Below are 16,870 nucleotides of genomic sequence, written 5' to 3'. Positions count from 1 at the left end.
CCTGATCACATGTGCCTGTGACCCAAAAGCACATCGGCCAACCCCCGCGTTGCCGAACTCAGCGACCGCATTACCGTGCGTTCGCTGATGATCGGCGTCGGTCTGCGGTCCATGCGGGCAGTGGCTCGCGTGCCGACAACCACTGCTCCGGTATCCCGCGTATCGTGCCTCGGTTTCCGATCCCGGTGTGTGCTGCCACGATTCCACCGACGATCGCTGCCGTGGTGTCCACATCGCCACCGGCCTCGACGCACGCGGTGACGGCGGCCGGGTAGTCATCGAGGAAGGTGGCGGCTGCCCACAGTGTGAACGGCACCGTGTCGTGGGCGCCGACCTGTGCGCCGTTGCCGAGCTCGTAGGCTGCTTCGGCTACCGATCGGCCCAGTAGCTTGCGGGCTCGGCGGACACCGTCCGCGGTCCGACCATCAATCAGATACGGCTCGACCACGTGCAGTAATTCACTGGGTACACAGCTTTTTCCGCGTGTGGCCGCAGCATGGCTCGCTGCGGCGGCGACCACCATCGCACCCACAATCGCTTCCGGGTGCCGATGGGTGACCTCGGCGGACAGCGCGGCCTGCGCTGCTGCTCGACGCAGGTCTGCAGCGAAGTATGCCCCGAGCGGGGCGACTCGCATCGCAGCTCCGTTTCCCCACGATCCGCGACCGTCGAAGGCAGCGCCTGCCGCTTCGTCCCAGGGACGCCCGTCGCGAATCTCGTGCAGCACAACGACTGTGCCGCCGCCGTAACCACGATAGGGTTCACAGCGATCGGCGAATGCGGCCGCGAGCGCGTCCCGGTCGACGCTGCCACGGCTGCGGACTTCTGAGTAGACCGAACAGGCCATCTCGGTGTCATCGGTCCACGGCCAGGGAGCCGCTGGCGGTCGCCCGGCGAGCAGATCAGCTACGGAGCGGCCCGGTACGAAGAACTGAGCACCCAGCGCATCACCAACGGACAAGCCCTCGAGGCTGTCATACGCGGAATCGGAAACCAAAAGCATTCGGGGCTAATAATGCCAACCGCAACCAGCTGCCGCAAGATATCCGGCATGGTCGGGCTCTCGTCATCGATGGGGTCACGCTGAGTGCGCATAGAGTCGGTGCTGTGGACGTTCTGGACAGACTCCGGCTGGATGTTCCCGTAGCCCAGGCAGGTATGAGCAGAATCGCTGGAGGCCGGTTGGCCGCGGCGGTCGCGAGCGCGGGCGGGCTCGGAACCCTCGGAATGCTGTCACCGCCGGAGCTGCGGTCCGCGATCAGGCGTATCCGCGACGAAGCCCCGGGGCGGGTGGTGGCGGTCAATGTGCTGATGCCGTTCGCGCATCGCCGGCACGTGCGTACCTGCATCGGATCCGGTGTCGATGTCGTCGTACTCGGTTTCGGCGGGAATGCGGCGTTGGTGCGTGAACTGCACGATGCCGGCGTTTTCGTCCTGGCCATGGTCGGCACGCGTGGCCAAGCCGACGCAGCGGTGGCCTGGGGTGTCGACGCCCTGATCGCCCAGGGGCGTGAAGCGGGCGGGCATCTCGTGGGAACGGTTGCCGCGCAGGATTTCCTGGCCGCGGCGATCGCCGCGGCCCGGGGCCGCCCGGTATTCCTCGCCGGAGGAATAGCCACCGCGGCCGATACCTCCGTGGCCCTGGCCGCTGGCGCCAGCGGCGTGGTGGCGGGAACCAGATTCCTGCTCACCGACGAGTCCGCTGCTCACCCCGAATACAAGCGGCGACTATTGGCTGCCGAAACTACCTTGGAAACCACCGTATTCGGGTTCGGCTGGCCCGCTCGGCATCGCGTCGTCCCCAATGCGGTGACCGAACGCTGGTGCCGGGCCGACGGCAGCACACGGCGGCTGCCAGCGATGATCAACTCGATCAGCAAGCCGGTTGCCCGCCTCTCGCCGGACAACAGCGAAGCCGCGATCCTTCGGCTACAGCGCCCCACGCTCCCCTTGCTGAGTCCGGTTGCGCCGCTGGAAGGTATGCCGGACACCTGGATCGACCGCGCCGCCCTGTATGCGGGCGACTCCGTGCTGCGCATCCCGGGAATCACTTCCGCGAAACAAGCGATATCCGAACTCGCTGGCCCCTGACCTCGCCGAGCACACGATCGAATGACCGGGTCGGCGAAGCGGCGGATCGATGACGAATTCGCGTGCCGCCCAGCCGAATCGGCAGCGGGGCAAGCGGCTCAGGTTTCGGCCGTGTCGTAGGCGGCCCGAGCCGCGAGCACCTCGCTGAGATGTTCGCTCGACCAGTCCACGATGCTCGCGAAAACCGGTCCCAGGGTCACCGCGAGCGGGGTGGCCTCGTATTCGACTCGTGGCGGCACCTCCGCATGATAGGTGCGGGCTACCAGGCCATCACGTTGCAACTGACGCAAGCGCTGCGTCAGGACCTTGGGGGTGAGGCCCGGAATGCGCTGTTGGAGTTCGGTGAAGCGCAGGCGGCCGTCGTGGGTCAGCACCCAGAGCACCTGGGTGGACCAGCGGCCGAAGACCAGGTCGATCACCGGGGTGATCGGGCACGGATCGACGGTGGCGGTCATGGATTCTCCCGGAGAGTCACTTTCCTCTTGGTAACTACTATACTTTGGAAAGTACTGTGAAACCAGGGGTCGCGAGCGAGCACCACCGCACGCGAAAACCGAAGGGAGCACAGTCATGACGACGATTTCTGTGGACGGGCGCATCGACCTGCCGCGCCGCTCCGGCGAACGGCCACGCACCCGGGCACACAATCCGCACCAGCAGCTCAGTCAGCTGGCGCCACCGGACCTGCAGGAAACCCTGTGGTCGCGGATGACCACGCTGAACGGGGTACTGCTCGGCCGCAGCGGCGTTTCGCTGCCCGACACCCGCGCGCTGCATCTGCGGCCGACGATCGCCAAGGGGCCGGGCGAGGCGTACCTGGTAGGTACGGAATTCGCGCATCTGCACGGGCACGGCGATGGCAGCCTGCACATGTGCCTGCCGAAAGACATTGCGGCCGAATCGATCTCGCAGGGCTGGGCGGAGCTGCACCCGATGACACGCCAGCGATTCCTGCCGCAGACGCTGGTAATGGTCTACGGGCCACGGGATCTCGACGAACTCGAGGTCGCCTGGCGGCTGGTGCGGATCAGCCACCGGTTCGCGCGCGGGGCGGCTACAGCGTGATTAGAGCAGCGGCCGCCATCGTGGGGGTCATGAACGCGACCGATCTCGTCGGAACCTGGGAACTGATGTCCTACTTCGACATCGACGAACACGATGCGACCAGCACTGGGCCCCTGGGAGATGCGCCGCGCGGCCTGCTGATCTACGGCGCACACGGCTATATGTCGGTGAGCATGATGCGCACCGACGGAGCCACCGGCACACCACCTTTCATGGGCTACGCGGGGACCTGGCGCCGCCGCGGCACGGAAATGGTGCACGCGATCACCGTGTGCTCCAATCCGGCCTGGGCCGATACCGAACAGGTACGTCAGATGTCACTGAACGGCGACGTTCTGACGCTGATCGGGGCCGCACAGGTCGGCGGGCGGCAGCAGCGCCGAGTGCTGACCTGGCGCCGCTCCTACCCACCGTCCTGAAATCCGGTGTCATTCCGGAGAATACGAGAATAAGGGCTCATCGAATTGGACCGGGTCGTTGTTTTCCTTGAGTATTTCGGTGATCACGCCGCTGGCCTGCGCAGTCACCGGGATCATCAACTTCATCGCCTCCACAATGGCGATCTGCTGCCCCGCCGTGACCCGGTCCCCCGCCTCCACGAACGGGTCCGCACCCGGTTCCTGACTGCGATATAACACCCCGACACTCGGTGCACGGAAGACCGCACAGAGTGCCGGATTGTCCGGTGCAGCAAGGGTTTCCACCGCTCCACCGGCCATTTCGACCGTCCCCGCCGGGGCCGTGACGACCGGTGCGGTAGAGACCTGCCACTCGGCCTCGATCGTCACCTCACCCACCTGGACCCGCAACGCGCTCGGCTGATGCGGGAAGCCCGCGAGCAATTGCAGCGCACCGGTCTGGATGGCATCCAGGATCCGCAGATACTCGTCGTGCCCGGTGGCGCCGTCGAGGGCGCCCGATGTGTTCTCCTCCACTGCGGTCATTGTCCCGGCCTCTCAGTAATTGCCCAGTCCGCCACAGACATTCAGTGCCTGTGCGGTGACCGCGCCCGCGCCGGGGCCGATCAGGTAGTCGACCATCGCCGCCACCTCGAACGGCTGCACATAGCGCCCGATAGGCACCCGCGCGCTCACCCTGGCGTGCACCTCATCGGTGTCGACTCCCCACAGGCCGGAGTAGACCTCCCGAACACGTTCGGCCATCGGGGTTTCCACGAAACCCGGGCATACCGCGTTCACGGTGATCCCGGTCTTGGCCAGTTCCAGTCCGAGCGCCTTGGTGAACCCGACCACGCCATGTTTGGAGGCCGAATACGGCGCACCGTGCACGACACCCTGTTTGCCGCCGGTGGAGGCGATATTCACGATGCGGCCGCTGCCGCGCTCGAGCATGCCGCCCGCGGTCAGCACCGCCTTGGTCATCAGGAAGACGCTGTTGAGGTTGGTATTGATCACGTCGAACCACAGGTCGTCGGTGACCTGCGCGGTGACGCCGCCGCCGCTGCGGCCCGCATTGTTGACCAGGATGTCGATCGGGCCGTAACGCCGCACGCCCGCGTCGACGTACTCGCGGATCTGGGTGGCATCGACGACATCGCAGACCGTGCCGTCCACCTCGTGGCCGTCGTCTTGCAGGCCCTTCACCGTATCGGTCACCTTTTGCTGGTCACGAGCGCAGATGAACACCGCGACGCCCTGGGCTGCAAGGCTTTTGGTGATCTCCAGGCCCATACCGCTGGTCGCTCCGGTGACCAGCGCGACGCGCTTGCTTTCCGCCATGACTCCTCCATCGGTCTTTCCGGGCTTTTCGACCTCAAGACTCGTCGCGGGACCTATAGCCCGGGTCAACCCGCGGACGGCTCTAGCCAGCCTCGAGCGGTATCGGCGACCGTTGCGTGCAGCCGCGCCCCGCCGCAACCAAGGGAGCCACCATGACCACCGTCGCCAGCCGCACCGAGTTGTACGCCGAGGTCCAGCAGTTCTACGCCGATCAGATGCAGCGGCTGGACAACCGCGACATCCCGGGCTACGCCGAAACCTTCACCGAGAACGCGGAATTCGAGCACACACCGGGTCGGCCACCGGCCAGGACCAGGGCGGGCATCATCTCGGACCTGGTCGAATTCCATCAGCGCTTCGAGGCCGACCCGATGCAGCGCAGGCACTGGTTCAACATGATCAACCTGCAACCGCAGGACGACGGAACCATCGTCGCCACGGCCTACTGCCTGGTGGTCAAGATCCGGCCGAACAGCAAGCCCGAAATCGCGCCGAGCTGCGTCGTGCACGACGTACTCGTCCGCGTCGACGGCAATCTGCTGACGCTGTCCAGGCGCGTCGCCCACGACTGATCCCGCTGTCCCCGACCATATTTCGAGGAGAACCACGTGAACACCGTGCAGCCGGCAACCCTGCTCACCCTTGCCGCCGAAGCCCAAGACCTGCTGTTCCGGGAGGCGCGCACCGCGAATACCTTCACCGACGCAGCGGTCACCGACGACCAGATCCGTGATATCTACGAACTGGTCAAATACGGCCCGACATCGATGAATCAGCAGCCGCTGCGGATCGTCCTGGTCCGCAGCCCCGAAGCGCGCACCCGGCTGGTCACCCACATGATCGATGGCAACAAGCCGAAAACCGCCGCAGCACCCCTGACCGCAATCCTGGCCGCCGACTTGAACTTCCACGAAAACCTGCCGAAGGTCTTCCCCCACGCCACCGAAGCCAAGGACTATTTCACCGACCCCGGATACCGCGGCGAATCGGCCCGCTTCAACGCCCTGATCCAGGTCGGATACTTCATCCTCGGCGTTCGCGCCGCAGGTTTGGCCGCGGGCCCGATGAACGGTTTCGACGCGGCCGGGCTGGACCAGGACTTCTTCCCCGACGGCACCCACAACTCCCTGGTCGTGGTGAACATCGGCATGCCCGGTGTGGACGCCTGGTTCCCCCGCTCCCCTCGCTTGGCCTATGACGAGGTCGTCACCACGGCGTAGGGCCATCGCCGACGAGTGGCATCATGCGCCGCTCGTCGGCGACTACGTAATCACTTGCAACTTTGCACCACAGGGGCCGCTATTCAGCGCCGAGCCCTGTTCATCGATGGGCCGTGAACACCTGCGACGCCGCTGTTCGACCTGAATATCGACCGGATGGCCGTCAGGCGATAGCGTCGACTGGTGAGCCGCACCCAATGGACGATCCACGGCGAGCGCGTCGTGGACGAGAACCGGCATATCAAACTTTCGACCGTCGATATCGAGCTCCCCCGACGGCGTGAAATTCACGCAGTACGTGGCCAGGATGCCGCGCTGCGCGATGACGTTGGTAATCAACGACGACCGCCAGGTGCTGCTGATGTACCGGCATCGGTTCATCATCAACCGATGGGTATGGGAGCTGCCGGGTGGATACGTGGATCATGCGGAAGATGTTGCCGCCGCGGCGGCCCGGGAAGTCGAAGAGGAAACCGGCTGGCGCCCAAGGACCATGGAGCATCTTGTCACTTACCAGCCATCCATCGGCACCCTGGACCAACCACAAGACATCTACCTGGCTCGCGGCGCTGACCTGACCGACACCGCGCCGGACATCAACGAGGCCGAAGATATCCGGTGGATCCCACTGGTTGATGCCGTCGACATGATCGACCGCGGCGAGATCGTTGGTGCGGCAACGGTAGTGGCACTCTATCGGGCGCTCAGCCTGTCGGCCGCGTGATCGTCACAACCTGCTACGGAAGCGGTTCACGGCAGGGCTTGACGGTCTCCCTAGCTGCCACTTTAGTCGCTCCACCAGTAGAGCAAGGCATTGTGCTCATACATCGTGGCGGCGTGACACGTGAGGAGGGCGGCTTCTCCACCCGGTTGACCGCGAGCCTCGGCGTGACTGCGCTGACGTCATCCGCATCGTGACCGAGTGGCTGACGACAGGTCAGCGCTGCGGCATTAGCGCGTCACTAAGGTGTCGCACACTAAGGCAGCAGGTCTGCCTTCCAGGTACTTCATCGTGGACTCACCCTCGACCGCGACCCGTACACTCGCGAGCAGAAAACCGCGACAGCTGACACGGAGATCCACGGCCCATGACCGCCCCGTCGAAACGCCCGTTCCCTCTGTTGCGTCCGACGTCGACATCTGAACCCAGCATCATCCAAAGCAACGACTGGTCAGCTTTCCGCGGGCTGAACGCACTCCATGACCACTGGACGTTGAAAGGTTGGGCTCCCGGCCGGTCCGGCTACTACTGGTATCTGACGTTCAGCGATCCAGCGTTGGCCGACCTCGCCTCGGAATGCCAGGGTCAGCTCGGGACCGACAGCCTCGACCCAGTGTCGCTCGACCGACTGCACCTCACTCTACTGAGCATCGGCGACGCCGATCAGGTGTCCGACAGCACGCTCACACGGTTGATCGATCTCGTTCATCGACGGCTGGCCGGGGTCAAGGCATTCGATCTGAGCGTCGGTCCGCTCGCTGGATCTCGCAGTGCGATCAGGTTTTCCGTTGCGCCATGGGATCCCTTGCTCGACCTTCACCGGTCGCTCAGAGAATGCACCGCCGCTGTTCGGCCGAACAGCCAACTGACTGAAACATCAGAATTCCGACCACATCTCGGAATCGCCTACATCAACAAGCAGCAAGCGGCGAATGGTCTGGTCGGTGCGGTCGAACAGCTGCGGGATCTCGCACCGGTGCCGGTTCGAGTCGACAACGTGCACCTTGTTGAGCTGCGACGCGCTGGCAGACAGTATGTCTGGCGCGATCACGCAGTCATATCGCTCGCGATTCAGCCGTCCTCCGGCGCAGCGAAATGTCGTGCCGACAAAGACCATTCGCGAAGGCTGTCCAGGTAGTCCTTGGACGTTGCGGTCGGTATCGACCCGATCACTTCGCGGAGTTCGTGCGCGCGCTGCCACACCGACCGAATCGGCCGATCACGCGAAAGAGCCAGCGCTTCGATCCCCAGCTGCGCAGCATGCTCGACCTCTGCGGACCCCTGCTGTACAAGCGCGGTCGCGACATCAAGACGGACCAGGGAGCGACTCCAGACCGAGTCGGACCCGTTCACACGATCTTCGACGTATCGACCGAACTGCAACGCCTGTCTGTGCTCGCCAGCAGACAGAAACGCGGTCGCCGCGTTGGCCATAACCCGCGCCTCACCGTAGGGAGCGAATGTTAGAGCGGGTGTCAGCCCGGTGCCGGGATGGTGCTCCGACGCGATCTCTATCGCGCGGTCGATTGCCTGCGCGACTCCAGTTGCATTGCCCAACTTGCCAAGTGCGCGGGCGAGGCCGTTCGAGTACAGGCGGATTGATTGAGGGCCCGGACCCGACGTACGGATCCCTTCGAGCGCGTAGGCAACCGACTCCGTGAAATGCCCTTGGTAGTAGGCGAGGAAGCTCTCCGTTCCCAGCACCCACGCTTGCAGGTCGCGGTCTTGCAGCCGCACAGCGATCGCGAATGCCTCCCGGCAATACATCTTGGCCCGGCCGAACATGCCTCGGTTGACTGCCATGTAGCCCAAGACGCCAGAAAGCTGTCCGGCAGTCCGATACAGGTGCTGTATCTGGGCCGGATGGCGCCGCTGCTGCAGCAGCTCTTCAACTCTTCGACGCGCGGCGACCACCTCTGGCGCGAGAACATGCGGACCTTCCAGCTCGTAACGGTCGACCAGGTCCGCGGTGGTGAGCGCTAAAACCGTTGCAACGCCGTCGTCGGCGTCGAGATCGCTGAGCTGCTGCATCCGCGCGGCGATCTCTAGACCTGTCTCGAAGCCCTCACCGCCTACTGATCGAGGCGAGGTCCCAGCGGCCAATGATGTGCTCGGATTCGTGACGCTCGCCTCGAACCGCTCACGCTGCTCGTCATCGAGGCGACGCAAGAGCGTATCCATCGCTGCGGCGTACTGCCCGGCAAGAGTGATCGTCGCACCGCGACGTTCCCACTTGCGCACAACCGCTTCGGTGTATCCGATGATCTCGGCGAACTCCTTTTGTGTCACACGCAGCGCCGCCACGCGCATGACTTGTACCTCGACCCCTGTCCAACTCGTAACGATCATCGCGATCCGCCCACCCGCAATCGTTGGTCTGTAGTCGCAGCGTAGAGGTTCCGTAGCGGTCGTGTGGCTTCAATCCAGTCGGGAACCGGAGAGATGGTTGGTGTGCATCCCGACGCCCAGGAATTACTCGTAGCCCCAGCGTATGCAGGTCGGCTGATCCCACCGTCGGCCTAGCGGCGCGCTCCTCGGCGCGGGTGCCTCGACCGCAGCAACGGGGAGGATCATGACTAATTCGAAACTGCCGCAACGCGATCCGTTCATCGGACCGCCAGCCAACTGCGTCGGCGCCGGGGCCGATGTGGTCGAGCGGTTCGCGGAGGCCGTCCGCGAGTGGGCAGATCAGCCTGCGCCCACAGAGTCGTCCCGATACCGGGGTGTTACGTCTCCCTGCATCGGGCATCCGACCCCGCAGGACGTGTGATGCGCCGAGATAGGTTGCGGACCACGCAAACCCAGGACGGCCGCAAGATCGCAGTATGGCAATTGGCGGGAGGTTCCGCGCGCATCCTGCGCGTGCAGTTCACCGCCGCATCGTTCACCGCGTATCGCCTGCCCGCGCGCACACCGCTCACGGGAGTGCAACCCGGAACGGTCATATTCGACCCGCATCCCGATCTGGCCGATGCACGGGAGTTGCTTCCCGGGCACGATGACCTGTGGGACGTGCTTCGAGAGGACTACTGGGCGGCGCTGCTCAACCCGAAGGACCTGCCGAACCCATTGGGGGCCTGAACCAGATGACAGAAGTAGTTCCGGCGTATCCGATCGAGATCGCTCCATCTGTCCGCGCTTTGCTCGCGGCCTTCCACGAAGACACTCACCGCAAGCTCGCCTTGGCGCCGGTCGACAGTTCTCCGATCTTCCATGCGGCAGACGGCAGGGTCTGTCGAGTGGAAGACGATGGTTGGATCTGCGACTCCGATACCGACCTGGACATAGACGACGCGATCAGGGGCAGGCCGACCAGTGTTCGCGACGAAGAAACGCCATGCCCCTGAGCGCCGAAGGGTTGCGGAAAACGAGAACATCGGCGCACCACCCAACAGGCGCCGACTGCGCTGGGGCGGGCCATCGACGCTGGGCAGAACTCGGTCTGCGCATGCCAGCCCACACGCAGCCGGACCGTCACCAATTACAATTTTATTTTCCTTGCCCGGCGGTATACGGGATTCGAGATACACATTCGTCTCACCTTGTCGCTCAAGTGCACCACGAGCTATGATGGTATTTGTGAAAATATTAGAAAATGAAAATATTAGGAAATGAAAGGAGAGAATCATGACGAAGATTTCGGAAAAGGTGCAAGAACTTAAAGACCATGCAGAGCACGCGGAGAAGGAGATAGCGGCGGCCCAGAAAGAAACTGGGAAGAAAGTGGATGCCGCTATCAACTCCGCCAAAGCGGAGGCAAAAGTCAGGCAGGATAAATTCAAGGCGAATGTCGTAGCGAGGAAGGCTGCGGCGGCTTCCGACTGGGAAACACTCCAGATGGAGCACAACAAGCGGGTCGAGAAAATCAAGAACACTATTGCGGCCAAGAAAGACACTCACGACCTGAAGGTCGCAAATCGCCGAGCCGATGACGCAGAGGGCTACGCCTCGGCTTCGATCGACTATGCCTTGATGGCAATTGACGACGCCGAGATCGCCACCCTGGAAGCCATTGACGCTCGGTCTTATGCAGAATCGTTGAACTAGCGCCTCGTCGAACAACGTTCGGTAGGCAATCCGGTCGTCAGATTTTCGAGCCGACGGCGAAGTTGCGGTCCGGTCCGGCGTGCTGGTTGCGCCAGCGGATGTAGTCGCCGATCGCGGCTTCCTGCTGTTCGTGGCTGCGGTGACCCCCGCATCGCAGGCCGCGTTAGCTGTCGACGCCGGTTCCGGGCTACTGGCAGCGCACCCGCGGCAATAACCTCAGCCCAGCGCAGCGAGCGACCTTCCCGGTATGTGTCGAACGCTGTGCGCGGTTTGTGAGCGCAACTCGTCGATGAGGTCGAGAACCTGCTCGGGCCAGCGTGGTTCGGAATGGAGTTCGCCCGCTGAGCGAGCCGCGGGGGTGATCCATGTCACTGGTTGATGCTGTCAGGAATTCGGGGGCTGTCTCGTTCAGGGAGCACGCGAACCAGACAGGAGCGAACCATGCAGCACCGCATCGTCGTCCTCGGGGCCGGATACGCCGGAGCCTTCTCCGCCGGATACCTCGCCCGCCAACTCCACTCCGACGACTTCGAGATCACCGTCGTCAACGCCGAACCCGATTTCGTCGAGCGGCTACGCCTGCATCAGCTCGCCGCCGGGCAGGATCTCCGCCACCGGCCGCTGGCGGAGGTATTCGCGGGCACCGGCATCCGGCTACGACTGGCGCGGGTAACCAACGTCGACGCCGAGCACCGGACTGTCACAGTCGCCGACGGCGAGGGCATCGACCGGCTCGAATACGACACCCTCCTCTACGCGCTCGGCAGCACCGCCGCCGACCACGGCGTTGCGGGCGTCGACGAGCACGCCTTCCACGTGGCCGCGCGGCCGTCCGCGCTGCGCCTGCGCGCACGCCTGGATGAGCTGGGCGAAGACGGGAAGGTGCTGGTAGTCGGCGGCAATCTGACCGCGATCGAGGCCGCCACCGAGATCGCCGAATCCCGTCCAGGACTTCGGGTCAGCCTCGCCACCAGCGGCGAACTGGGCGGCTGGCTCGGCACGAAGGCTCGCCGTCACCTGTTGCGTGCCTTCGACCGGCTCGGTATCACGGTCCACGAGCACACCACCATCGAGCGCGTCGAGGAGGCGGCGGCGCTCGCCGCCGACGGCACCGCTTTCGCCGCCGACGCGACCGTGTGGGCCGCCGGCTTCGCCGTCCACCCGATTGCCGCCGCCAGCGGCCTCGAGGTGGTACCCAACGGCCAGATCACGGTCGACCGTCAGATGCGGTCGATCTCGCACCCGGATGTCTACGTTGCCGGTGACAGCGCCTTCGTCATCGGCGAGAACGGTCGGCCGTTGCCGATGTCCTGCGCTTCCGCGGGATCCACCAGCATGCAGGCGACGGCCGCGATCATCGGGGACCGGACCGGCCGCAAGATCTCGACGACCTCGCTGTCGTATGTCGGCAACCACATCAGCCTCGGCCGGAACGACGGGATCTTCCAGCTGGTCGACGGCGACGCGCGATCGAAGTCGTGGGCCCTACGTGGCCGGACGGCCGCGCGCGTCAAGTCGGCAATCCTCCGCACGGCCGCCTGGACCCTGAGCCACCCGACCCTCGGAAGGCCGAGTCATAAATACCGCTCGGCCACCACACGAGAGCACTCGCCCTACGTGGTCGCCGCATAGAGTCGCGCTCATGGACACTGCCACCTTGGCGCGTTTCGAGGCCAGCCGGAATCGGCTGGCCTCACTCGCCTACCGTCTGCTCGGCTCGGCCGCCGACGCCGAGGACACGGTGCAGGACGCGTTCCTGCGGTGGCAGGCCGCCGACCGGGAGTACGTCGAGGTGCCCGAGGCATGGCTGACCAAGATCGTCACCAACCTGGCGCTCGACCGGCTCCGTTCGGCGAAGGTGCGGCGCGAACGCGCGGTCGGCGCCTGGATGCCCGAACCGCTCCTCGACGGCGACCCGATGCTGGGCCCGGCCGACACAGTCGAGCAGCGCGAATCGGTGACCCTGGCGGTGCTGACCCTCATGGAGCGTCTGTCGCCGATCGAACGGGCCGTTTACGTGCTGCACGAGGCCTTTGCGTACAGCCACGCCGAGATAGCCGAGATTCTTGGCATCACCGAGTCCGGGAGTCAGCAACACACCCACCGAGCCCGGCGTCGAATCGCCGCCGCTGGCAACGGCACTGACATCGACCATGCCTCCGCGCGTCGAATCGTCGAGGCGTTCGTCGATGCCGCCTCCTCGGGCCGGACCGAACGGCTGGTGGCGCTGCTGACCGACGACGCGACCGGCATCTCCGACGGCGCCGGGCTGGGGCTGGCCGAGAAGCTGATCCGGTATTCGACCCCGGAGCGGATCGCCAGCGCGGTGCGGGCCGGCTTCAAACCGACTCCGGCCAAGCGGAGACTCGCCGGTGGCTCGCCCTCGATCCATGCCGTCGTGGTCAACGGCTGCCCGGCCATGCTCGCCACGCTCGACGACCGGGTGCTGGGCGTCGTGATCCTGGAGGTCCGTGACGACAGGATCGCAGGCGTGCGCGGCATCGCCGCAGCGGACCGACTCGGTCGCCTCACCGAGGAATGGCAGCGGCGCGAGCATGATGTCCCGCTGATCGAATCGTGGTAGCCGGCCGCGCTTGCCACGTCCTCCCGGACCGGAACCGTCATCAGTGTCCCGGGATCGAAATCGACGCCCGTACATTGCTCGAACAAGCCGAAAAGCAAGGGCCGGTAGACATCACCTCCCACGCCCGCGCGAGCGCTATCCACATTCTGGACACGCTCGAGGCTGCAGCAGCACGGGCAAAGACCTGCTCCGCTCACACACGGGGTCGGGAGTGCTTCCGAACCCCCTTCTCCCCCAGGGCGATCCGCAAACCCGCGACCTCGACCATCCCTGTGCGCCGAGCACCAAAACAATCGACTACCAGGCGTTTTCACAGCGGTCGAACTGAAATGGGAGTTGTCCCCCCTTGACCGAAAACGATTGTGAACACCAACCGACGATCCCGGTCAACATCCCAGTCAACAAATCCTGTTGACGAAAGACCGCAGACCAGATAGAACACTCCCTGACCTGCGGCTTTCATGTTTTACATCTGTGGGCGAAGCGGGACTTGAAGCACCCCAACCCGCAGCGCGCGGCTCAGCCCAGGGCGCGGGTGAAGCCCTCGACGAGCTCGTCGACCTGGTCGTCGGTCATCACGAATGACGGTGAGATCTGCATTGCGCCCTGGCCCGCCGCACGTCCTGAGATGCCGTACTCCCGTAGGGTTTTCACGAAAGGTAGCGCTTCGGAAGGGTCGGCGAGCTGGATCGCGGCGACCGCGCCGAGACCGCTGCGGACCTCGGCGACTCGTGGGTGATCTGCGAGCGGGGCGAGCTTTTCGTGCAGGGTGGATTCCAGGCGCTTCGCCTCGTCGAGCAGACCCTCGCGTTCGACGATCGCGAGGTTGGCCAGGGCTGCGGCGGCGGCTCCGGCGTGGCCGCCGTAGGTGTAGCCGTGCCGCCACCAGACGCCGCCGCTGAAGAAGGGGGCGGCGATGTGGGGGGCGATGAAGACCGCGCCCATGGGGATGTAGCCGGAGGTGAGACCCTTCGCGGTGGTCATGAGGTCGGGTTCGAGGTCGAAACGGGTTGCGGCGAACCAGGATCCGCCGATGCGACCGAAGCCGGTGACGACCTCGTCGATGACGAAGAGGATGTCGTGGTCGCGGCAGATGCGGCGCACTTCGGCGAGGTAGCCCTCCGGCGGAAGGTACACCCCGCCCGCGCCGATGATGGGTTCGCAGAAGAACGCGGCGATGCGCTCCGCACCGATCTCCTCGATGAGCGCGAGCAGCGCCTTCGCATCGTCCCATTCGACGGTGCGCGCATCGGCCATCAGCTCGCCATAGCCCTCCCGGTTGACCGGGATACCCGCCAAAGCCGTTCCCGCGACATGCATTCCGTGATACGCGCGCTGGCGTCCGACCACAATCGTCTTATCCGGGCGACCCAACTCGTGCCAATAGCGGCGGGCGAGTTTCGCGGCGGTGTCCACCGAATCCGAGCCGCCGGAGGTGAAGAAGATCTTGCTGCCGGGCACCGGTGCGATGCTCGCGAGCTGCTCCGCCAATTCTTGGGTGGCGGGTCCGGCGAAATCACCGAAGTTCGAGTAGTGCGCGACCGTGCGCAATTGTTCGGCGACCGCGTCGGCGATCTCGGCGCGACCGTGCCCGACATTGGTGAACCACAGTCCGGCCGTCGCGTCCAGATACCTGGTACCCGCCTGGTCGTAGATATAGGCACCCGAACCGCGCGCGACGACGAACGCACCGTCGCGTTCGACGGCGCCCATATCGGCGAACCCATGCCATAGCGCACCCATATCAACCACCTTTACCTCGACAACCACGTCACTTCGTCGTCCAGCTCGTCCGCATCGCGCCAGCGGCTGCTCGATTCGCCGAGCGCGACCACCGCGAGGCGAATAGACGAACCCGATGACCAGCACCAGCCGATCGTCATCGGCACATAACCCTGGTGGCGCGGATCGCCGAACAGGTACGGATACCAGTCGACGATCGGCCCACGGACGGGTAGATGCACCGCAGCCGAGCGGGTAGACCGGCCAGCCCGCGATCAGCCGCCCGGAAACGCCCAGCGCGACCGGTGTGAGCGCCCGGTCCACGATCATCACGATAGGCATGATCGGATGCGCGACGTCAGCCACCCACCTCTGTCCGTCCCAGAGGTAGCTGCGCGCGGAGCCAGCCGCCACTCGACCGAACAGTAATGTCGGTGCCGTGGAACAGTTTCCGAACCGTGCCCTGGTATTGGGCGCCGGTGGCGTCGTCGGAACCGCCTGGATGGCCGGTCTGGCCGCCGGCTTGCGCGAGCACGGCATCGACCTCGCCGCCGCCGACCTGATCGTCGGCACCTCCGCGGGCGCGATCGTCGGCGCGGTGCTGGCTTCCGAACGAGATCCGGGCGAACTCGCCGAACCCCGCCAGCCTCCGCCGTCCACCCCGCAACCACCCGCGCCCGACCCGCGAACACTCGGCCGGGTGTTCGCGGTCCTCGGCGATAGCGAAACGACACCGGAGCTGAAGCGTCGACGGGTCGGGGAGATCGCGCTCGAGATGAGCGCCGAAGACGATGCGGAACATGCCGAGCGCATGCGAACCCTGATCGGCACGGCACAGTGGCCCGACCGGTTGCGGGTTGTCGCCGTCGACGCCCGCTGGGGCCAGCGCCGAGTCTTCGATCGACGCGACGCGGCCCCGCTGGCGGACGTTGTCGTCGCCAGTCGGGCGATGCCAGGCGTCTACCCGCCCATGACCATCGGCGACAGTCGCTACATGGACGGCGGCATGCACTCCGCCACGAATGCGGATCTGGCCGCCGGAGCCGAACTTCTCGTCACCATTCATCCACTGGCACACCTGTTTCCGGACACCGATCTCGCCGCAGAACTGCAATCCGCGCGGCCTGCGGAGTCACTGCTGATCACCCCCGACGAACGATCGGTCGATGCCTTCGGAGCCGACCTGCACGACCGCGCACACTGGATACCGTCCTTCCGAGCCGGATTCGCCCAAGCCGATACGGAAGCCGCACGCCTCCAACGGATCTGGCCTACCCCGAAGTAGCCTGGGGCCGACTATCGGGGGATGAACGTGACGACCGGCGAACCTGTTCGAGCCCGGTATCCGCTGCTGTCATCCACCGGATTCTTGTGGTTCTGGTCCGCCGACAGCTTGTCGATGGTCGGCACCTACATCACCGCGCTCGCGGTCCAGACGCTGCGGGCATCGCCCATCGAGCTCGGAGTGCTGGGGGCCGCGCGCTGGCTGCCGTATCTGCACTCCTGCGGCCTACCGGCGCCGATTCCGCACGCAGACTGCCTGACCGCCCAACTGGCGAGCCCGCCGATAGCCGCCGCACTGATCGCAGCGAAGGCGAAGGCACCGCCTGATCAGAGTTGATCAGCGAGCCTTTGACCGGTCGGGGGCTGGTCGCCGCGCCGCCGGTCGGTGAGTACTTCC

22 protein-coding genes are annotated in these 16,870 nt (G+C 65.2%); 14 read left to right on the top strand and 8 right to left on the bottom strand.

The annotated features are described in order from the left end of the window. Positions 1-70: 70 nt before the first annotated feature. The gene (locus ACQP1G_RS14400; RefSeq protein WP_433203592.1) at positions 71-961 is read right to left on the bottom strand and encodes an ADP-ribosylglycohydrolase family protein; all 891 of its coding nucleotides are present in this window, start codon (positions 959-961) and stop codon (positions 71-73) included. Between the two features lie 146 nt (positions 962-1,107). Between ACQP1G_RS14400 and ACQP1G_RS14395 the strand changes: the two genes are divergently transcribed. Continuing rightward, complete coding sequence (locus ACQP1G_RS14395) at positions 1,108-2,091, top strand: NAD(P)H-dependent flavin oxidoreductase (protein WP_433203589.1); 984 nt, start codon at positions 1,108-1,110, stop codon at positions 2,089-2,091. 98 nt (positions 2,092-2,189) lie between these two features. Here the strand turns inward: ACQP1G_RS14395 and ACQP1G_RS14390 are convergent, their stop codons facing one another. Next, positions 2,190-2,546, bottom strand: coding sequence for a winged helix-turn-helix transcriptional regulator (locus ACQP1G_RS14390; protein WP_433203587.1), 357 nt, complete (start codon positions 2,544-2,546; stop codon positions 2,190-2,192). Between the two features lie 115 nt (positions 2,547-2,661). On the opposite strand from ACQP1G_RS14390, the gene ACQP1G_RS14385 reads away from it, so the two are divergent. Next, entirely contained in the window at positions 2,662-3,156 is a 495-nt protein-coding gene (locus ACQP1G_RS14385; protein ID WP_433203584.1) for a luciferase family protein, read from the top strand. Between the two features lie 29 nt (positions 3,157-3,185). Beyond that, positions 3,186-3,575, top strand: coding sequence for a lipocalin-like domain-containing protein (locus tag ACQP1G_RS14380; RefSeq protein ID WP_433203581.1), 390 nt, complete (start codon positions 3,186-3,188; stop codon positions 3,573-3,575). 9 nt (positions 3,576-3,584) lie between these two features. On the opposite strand, the gene ACQP1G_RS14375 is transcribed toward ACQP1G_RS14380, so the two are convergent. Together ACQP1G_RS14375 and ACQP1G_RS14370 are read right to left on the bottom strand one after the other, a co-directional pair. Continuing rightward, a complete protein-coding gene (locus tag ACQP1G_RS14375) occupies positions 3,585-4,100 on the bottom strand; it encodes an acetyl-CoA carboxylase biotin carboxyl carrier protein (RefSeq protein WP_433203578.1) in 516 nt (171 codons plus the stop codon). A gap of 12 nt (positions 4,101-4,112) precedes the next feature. Next, positions 4,113-4,895, bottom strand: coding sequence for an SDR family NAD(P)-dependent oxidoreductase (locus ACQP1G_RS14370; RefSeq protein WP_433203575.1), 783 nt, complete (start codon positions 4,893-4,895; stop codon positions 4,113-4,115). Between the two features lie 152 nt (positions 4,896-5,047). Here ACQP1G_RS14370 and ACQP1G_RS14365 point away from each other — a divergent pair, with 152 nt between their 5' ends. Together ACQP1G_RS14365 and ACQP1G_RS14360 are read left to right on the top strand one after the other, a co-directional pair. After that, on the top strand, positions 5,048-5,467 hold the full coding sequence (locus tag ACQP1G_RS14365) for a nuclear transport factor 2 family protein (RefSeq protein ID WP_433203572.1): 420 nt from the start codon (positions 5,048-5,050) through the stop codon (positions 5,465-5,467). A gap of 36 nt (positions 5,468-5,503) precedes the next feature. Beyond that, complete coding sequence (locus tag ACQP1G_RS14360) at positions 5,504-6,115, top strand: malonic semialdehyde reductase (protein WP_433203569.1); 612 nt, start codon at positions 5,504-5,506, stop codon at positions 6,113-6,115. A gap of 42 nt (positions 6,116-6,157) precedes the next feature. Here ACQP1G_RS14360 and ACQP1G_RS14355 read toward each other — a convergent pair whose 3' ends face one another. Next, entirely contained in the window at positions 6,158-6,454 is a 297-nt protein-coding gene (locus ACQP1G_RS14355; RefSeq protein WP_433203566.1) for a hypothetical protein, read from the bottom strand. Positions 6,455-6,476: 22 nt separating this feature from the next. Between ACQP1G_RS14355 and ACQP1G_RS14350 the strand changes: the two genes are divergently transcribed. Beyond that, entirely contained in the window at positions 6,477-6,839 is a 363-nt protein-coding gene (locus tag ACQP1G_RS14350; RefSeq protein ID WP_433208504.1) for an NUDIX domain-containing protein, read from the top strand. Between the two features lie 364 nt (positions 6,840-7,203). Further along, the gene (locus tag ACQP1G_RS14345; protein ID WP_433203563.1) at positions 7,204-7,974 is read left to right on the top strand and encodes a 2'-5' RNA ligase family protein; all 771 of its coding nucleotides are present in this window, start codon (positions 7,204-7,206) and stop codon (positions 7,972-7,974) included. Here the strand turns inward: ACQP1G_RS14345 and ACQP1G_RS14340 are convergent. Next, positions 7,908-9,146 carry a hypothetical protein gene (locus tag ACQP1G_RS14340; protein WP_433203560.1) on the bottom strand — a complete coding sequence of 413 codons (1,239 nt, stop codon included), beginning with the start codon at positions 9,144-9,146 and terminating at the stop codon, positions 7,908-7,910. The two genes, ACQP1G_RS14345 and ACQP1G_RS14340, sit on opposite strands and share 67 nt — an antisense overlap. 262 nt (positions 9,147-9,408) lie before the next feature. Between ACQP1G_RS14340 and ACQP1G_RS14335 the strand changes: the two genes are divergently transcribed. From ACQP1G_RS14335 to ACQP1G_RS14315, 5 genes are all read left to right on the top strand, one after another. After that, complete coding sequence (locus ACQP1G_RS14335; protein ID WP_433203557.1) at positions 9,409-9,606, top strand: hypothetical protein; 198 nt, start codon at positions 9,409-9,411, stop codon at positions 9,604-9,606. Then, on the top strand, positions 9,606-9,917 hold the full coding sequence (locus tag ACQP1G_RS14330; protein WP_433203555.1) for a hypothetical protein: 312 nt from the start codon (positions 9,606-9,608) through the stop codon (positions 9,915-9,917). The genes ACQP1G_RS14335 and ACQP1G_RS14330 overlap by 1 nt, the downstream gene beginning before the upstream one ends. Positions 9,918-10,463: 546 nt before the next feature. After that, positions 10,464-10,883 carry a hypothetical protein gene (locus ACQP1G_RS14325; protein WP_433203552.1) on the top strand — a complete coding sequence of 140 codons (420 nt, stop codon included), beginning with the start codon at positions 10,464-10,466 and terminating at the stop codon, positions 10,881-10,883. A 441-nt stretch (positions 10,884-11,324) separates the two neighbouring features. After that, positions 11,325-12,515, top strand: a complete 1,191-nt coding sequence (locus tag ACQP1G_RS14320) for an NAD(P)/FAD-dependent oxidoreductase (protein WP_433203549.1) — start codon at positions 11,325-11,327, stop codon at positions 12,513-12,515. Positions 12,516-12,525: 10 nt separating this feature from the next. Further along, the gene (locus ACQP1G_RS14315; RefSeq protein WP_433203546.1) at positions 12,526-13,467 is read left to right on the top strand and encodes a sigma-70 family RNA polymerase sigma factor; all 942 of its coding nucleotides are present in this window, start codon (positions 12,526-12,528) and stop codon (positions 13,465-13,467) included. Positions 13,468-13,986: 519 nt separating this feature from the next. Here the strand turns inward: ACQP1G_RS14315 and ACQP1G_RS14310 are convergent. Then, positions 13,987-15,210, bottom strand: coding sequence for an aspartate aminotransferase family protein (locus tag ACQP1G_RS14310; RefSeq protein WP_433203543.1), 1,224 nt, complete (start codon positions 15,208-15,210; stop codon positions 13,987-13,989). 11 nt (positions 15,211-15,221) lie between these two features. Further along, positions 15,222-15,431, bottom strand: coding sequence for a hypothetical protein (locus tag ACQP1G_RS14305; protein WP_433203540.1), 210 nt, complete (start codon positions 15,429-15,431; stop codon positions 15,222-15,224). Positions 15,432-15,628: 197 nt separating this feature from the next. On the opposite strand from ACQP1G_RS14305, the gene ACQP1G_RS14300 reads away from it, so the two are divergent. Beyond that, positions 15,629-16,474 carry a patatin-like phospholipase family protein gene (locus ACQP1G_RS14300; protein WP_433203537.1) on the top strand — a complete coding sequence of 282 codons (846 nt, stop codon included), beginning with the start codon at positions 15,629-15,631 and terminating at the stop codon, positions 16,472-16,474. Positions 16,475-16,495: 21 nt separating this feature from the next. Continuing rightward, positions 16,496-16,810 carry a hypothetical protein gene (locus ACQP1G_RS14295; protein WP_433203534.1) on the top strand — a complete coding sequence of 105 codons (315 nt, stop codon included), beginning with the start codon at positions 16,496-16,498 and terminating at the stop codon, positions 16,808-16,810. Positions 16,811-16,870: the final 60 nt, after the last annotated feature.

Origin of the sequence: Nocardia sp. CA-107356 (assembly GCF_050946365.1) — a bacterium.
Classification (GTDB): Bacteria; Actinomycetota; Actinomycetes; order Mycobacteriales; family Mycobacteriaceae; genus Nocardia.
This window is presented reverse-complemented; position numbering and strand designations above follow the sequence as displayed.

Coding starts and splice junctions, on each gene's coding strand:
- ACQP1G_RS14335 (WP_433203557.1), top strand. CDS start 9,409: ATGACTAATTCGAAACTGCCGCAACGCGATCCGTTCATCGGACCGCCA.
- ACQP1G_RS14390 (WP_433203587.1), bottom strand. CDS start 2,546: ATGACCGCCACCGTCGATCCGTGCCCGATCACCCCGGTGATCGACCTG.
- ACQP1G_RS14380 (WP_433203581.1), top strand. CDS start 3,186: ATGAACGCGACCGATCTCGTCGGAACCTGGGAACTGATGTCCTACTTC.
- ACQP1G_RS14330 (WP_433203555.1), top strand. CDS start 9,606: ATGCGCCGAGATAGGTTGCGGACCACGCAAACCCAGGACGGCCGCAAG.
- ACQP1G_RS14345 (WP_433203563.1), top strand. CDS start 7,204: ATGACCGCCCCGTCGAAACGCCCGTTCCCTCTGTTGCGTCCGACGTCG.
- ACQP1G_RS14315 (WP_433203546.1), top strand. CDS start 12,526: ATGGACACTGCCACCTTGGCGCGTTTCGAGGCCAGCCGGAATCGGCTG.
- ACQP1G_RS14350 (WP_433208504.1), top strand. CDS start 6,477: ATGTACCGGCATCGGTTCATCATCAACCGATGGGTATGGGAGCTGCCG.
- ACQP1G_RS14310 (WP_433203543.1), bottom strand. CDS start 15,210: ATGGGTGCGCTATGGCATGGGTTCGCCGATATGGGCGCCGTCGAACGC.
- ACQP1G_RS14365 (WP_433203572.1), top strand. CDS start 5,048: ATGACCACCGTCGCCAGCCGCACCGAGTTGTACGCCGAGGTCCAGCAG.
- ACQP1G_RS14295 (WP_433203534.1), top strand. CDS start 16,496: ATGAACGTGACGACCGGCGAACCTGTTCGAGCCCGGTATCCGCTGCTG.
- ACQP1G_RS14320 (WP_433203549.1), top strand. CDS start 11,325: ATGCAGCACCGCATCGTCGTCCTCGGGGCCGGATACGCCGGAGCCTTC.
- ACQP1G_RS14325 (WP_433203552.1), top strand. CDS start 10,464: ATGACGAAGATTTCGGAAAAGGTGCAAGAACTTAAAGACCATGCAGAG.
- ACQP1G_RS14340 (WP_433203560.1), bottom strand. CDS start 9,146: ATGCGCGTGGCGGCGCTGCGTGTGACACAAAAGGAGTTCGCCGAGATC.
- ACQP1G_RS14370 (WP_433203575.1), bottom strand. CDS start 4,895: ATGGCGGAAAGCAAGCGCGTCGCGCTGGTCACCGGAGCGACCAGCGGT.
- ACQP1G_RS14375 (WP_433203578.1), bottom strand. CDS start 4,100: ATGACCGCAGTGGAGGAGAACACATCGGGCGCCCTCGACGGCGCCACC.
- ACQP1G_RS14385 (WP_433203584.1), top strand. CDS start 2,662: ATGACGACGATTTCTGTGGACGGGCGCATCGACCTGCCGCGCCGCTCC.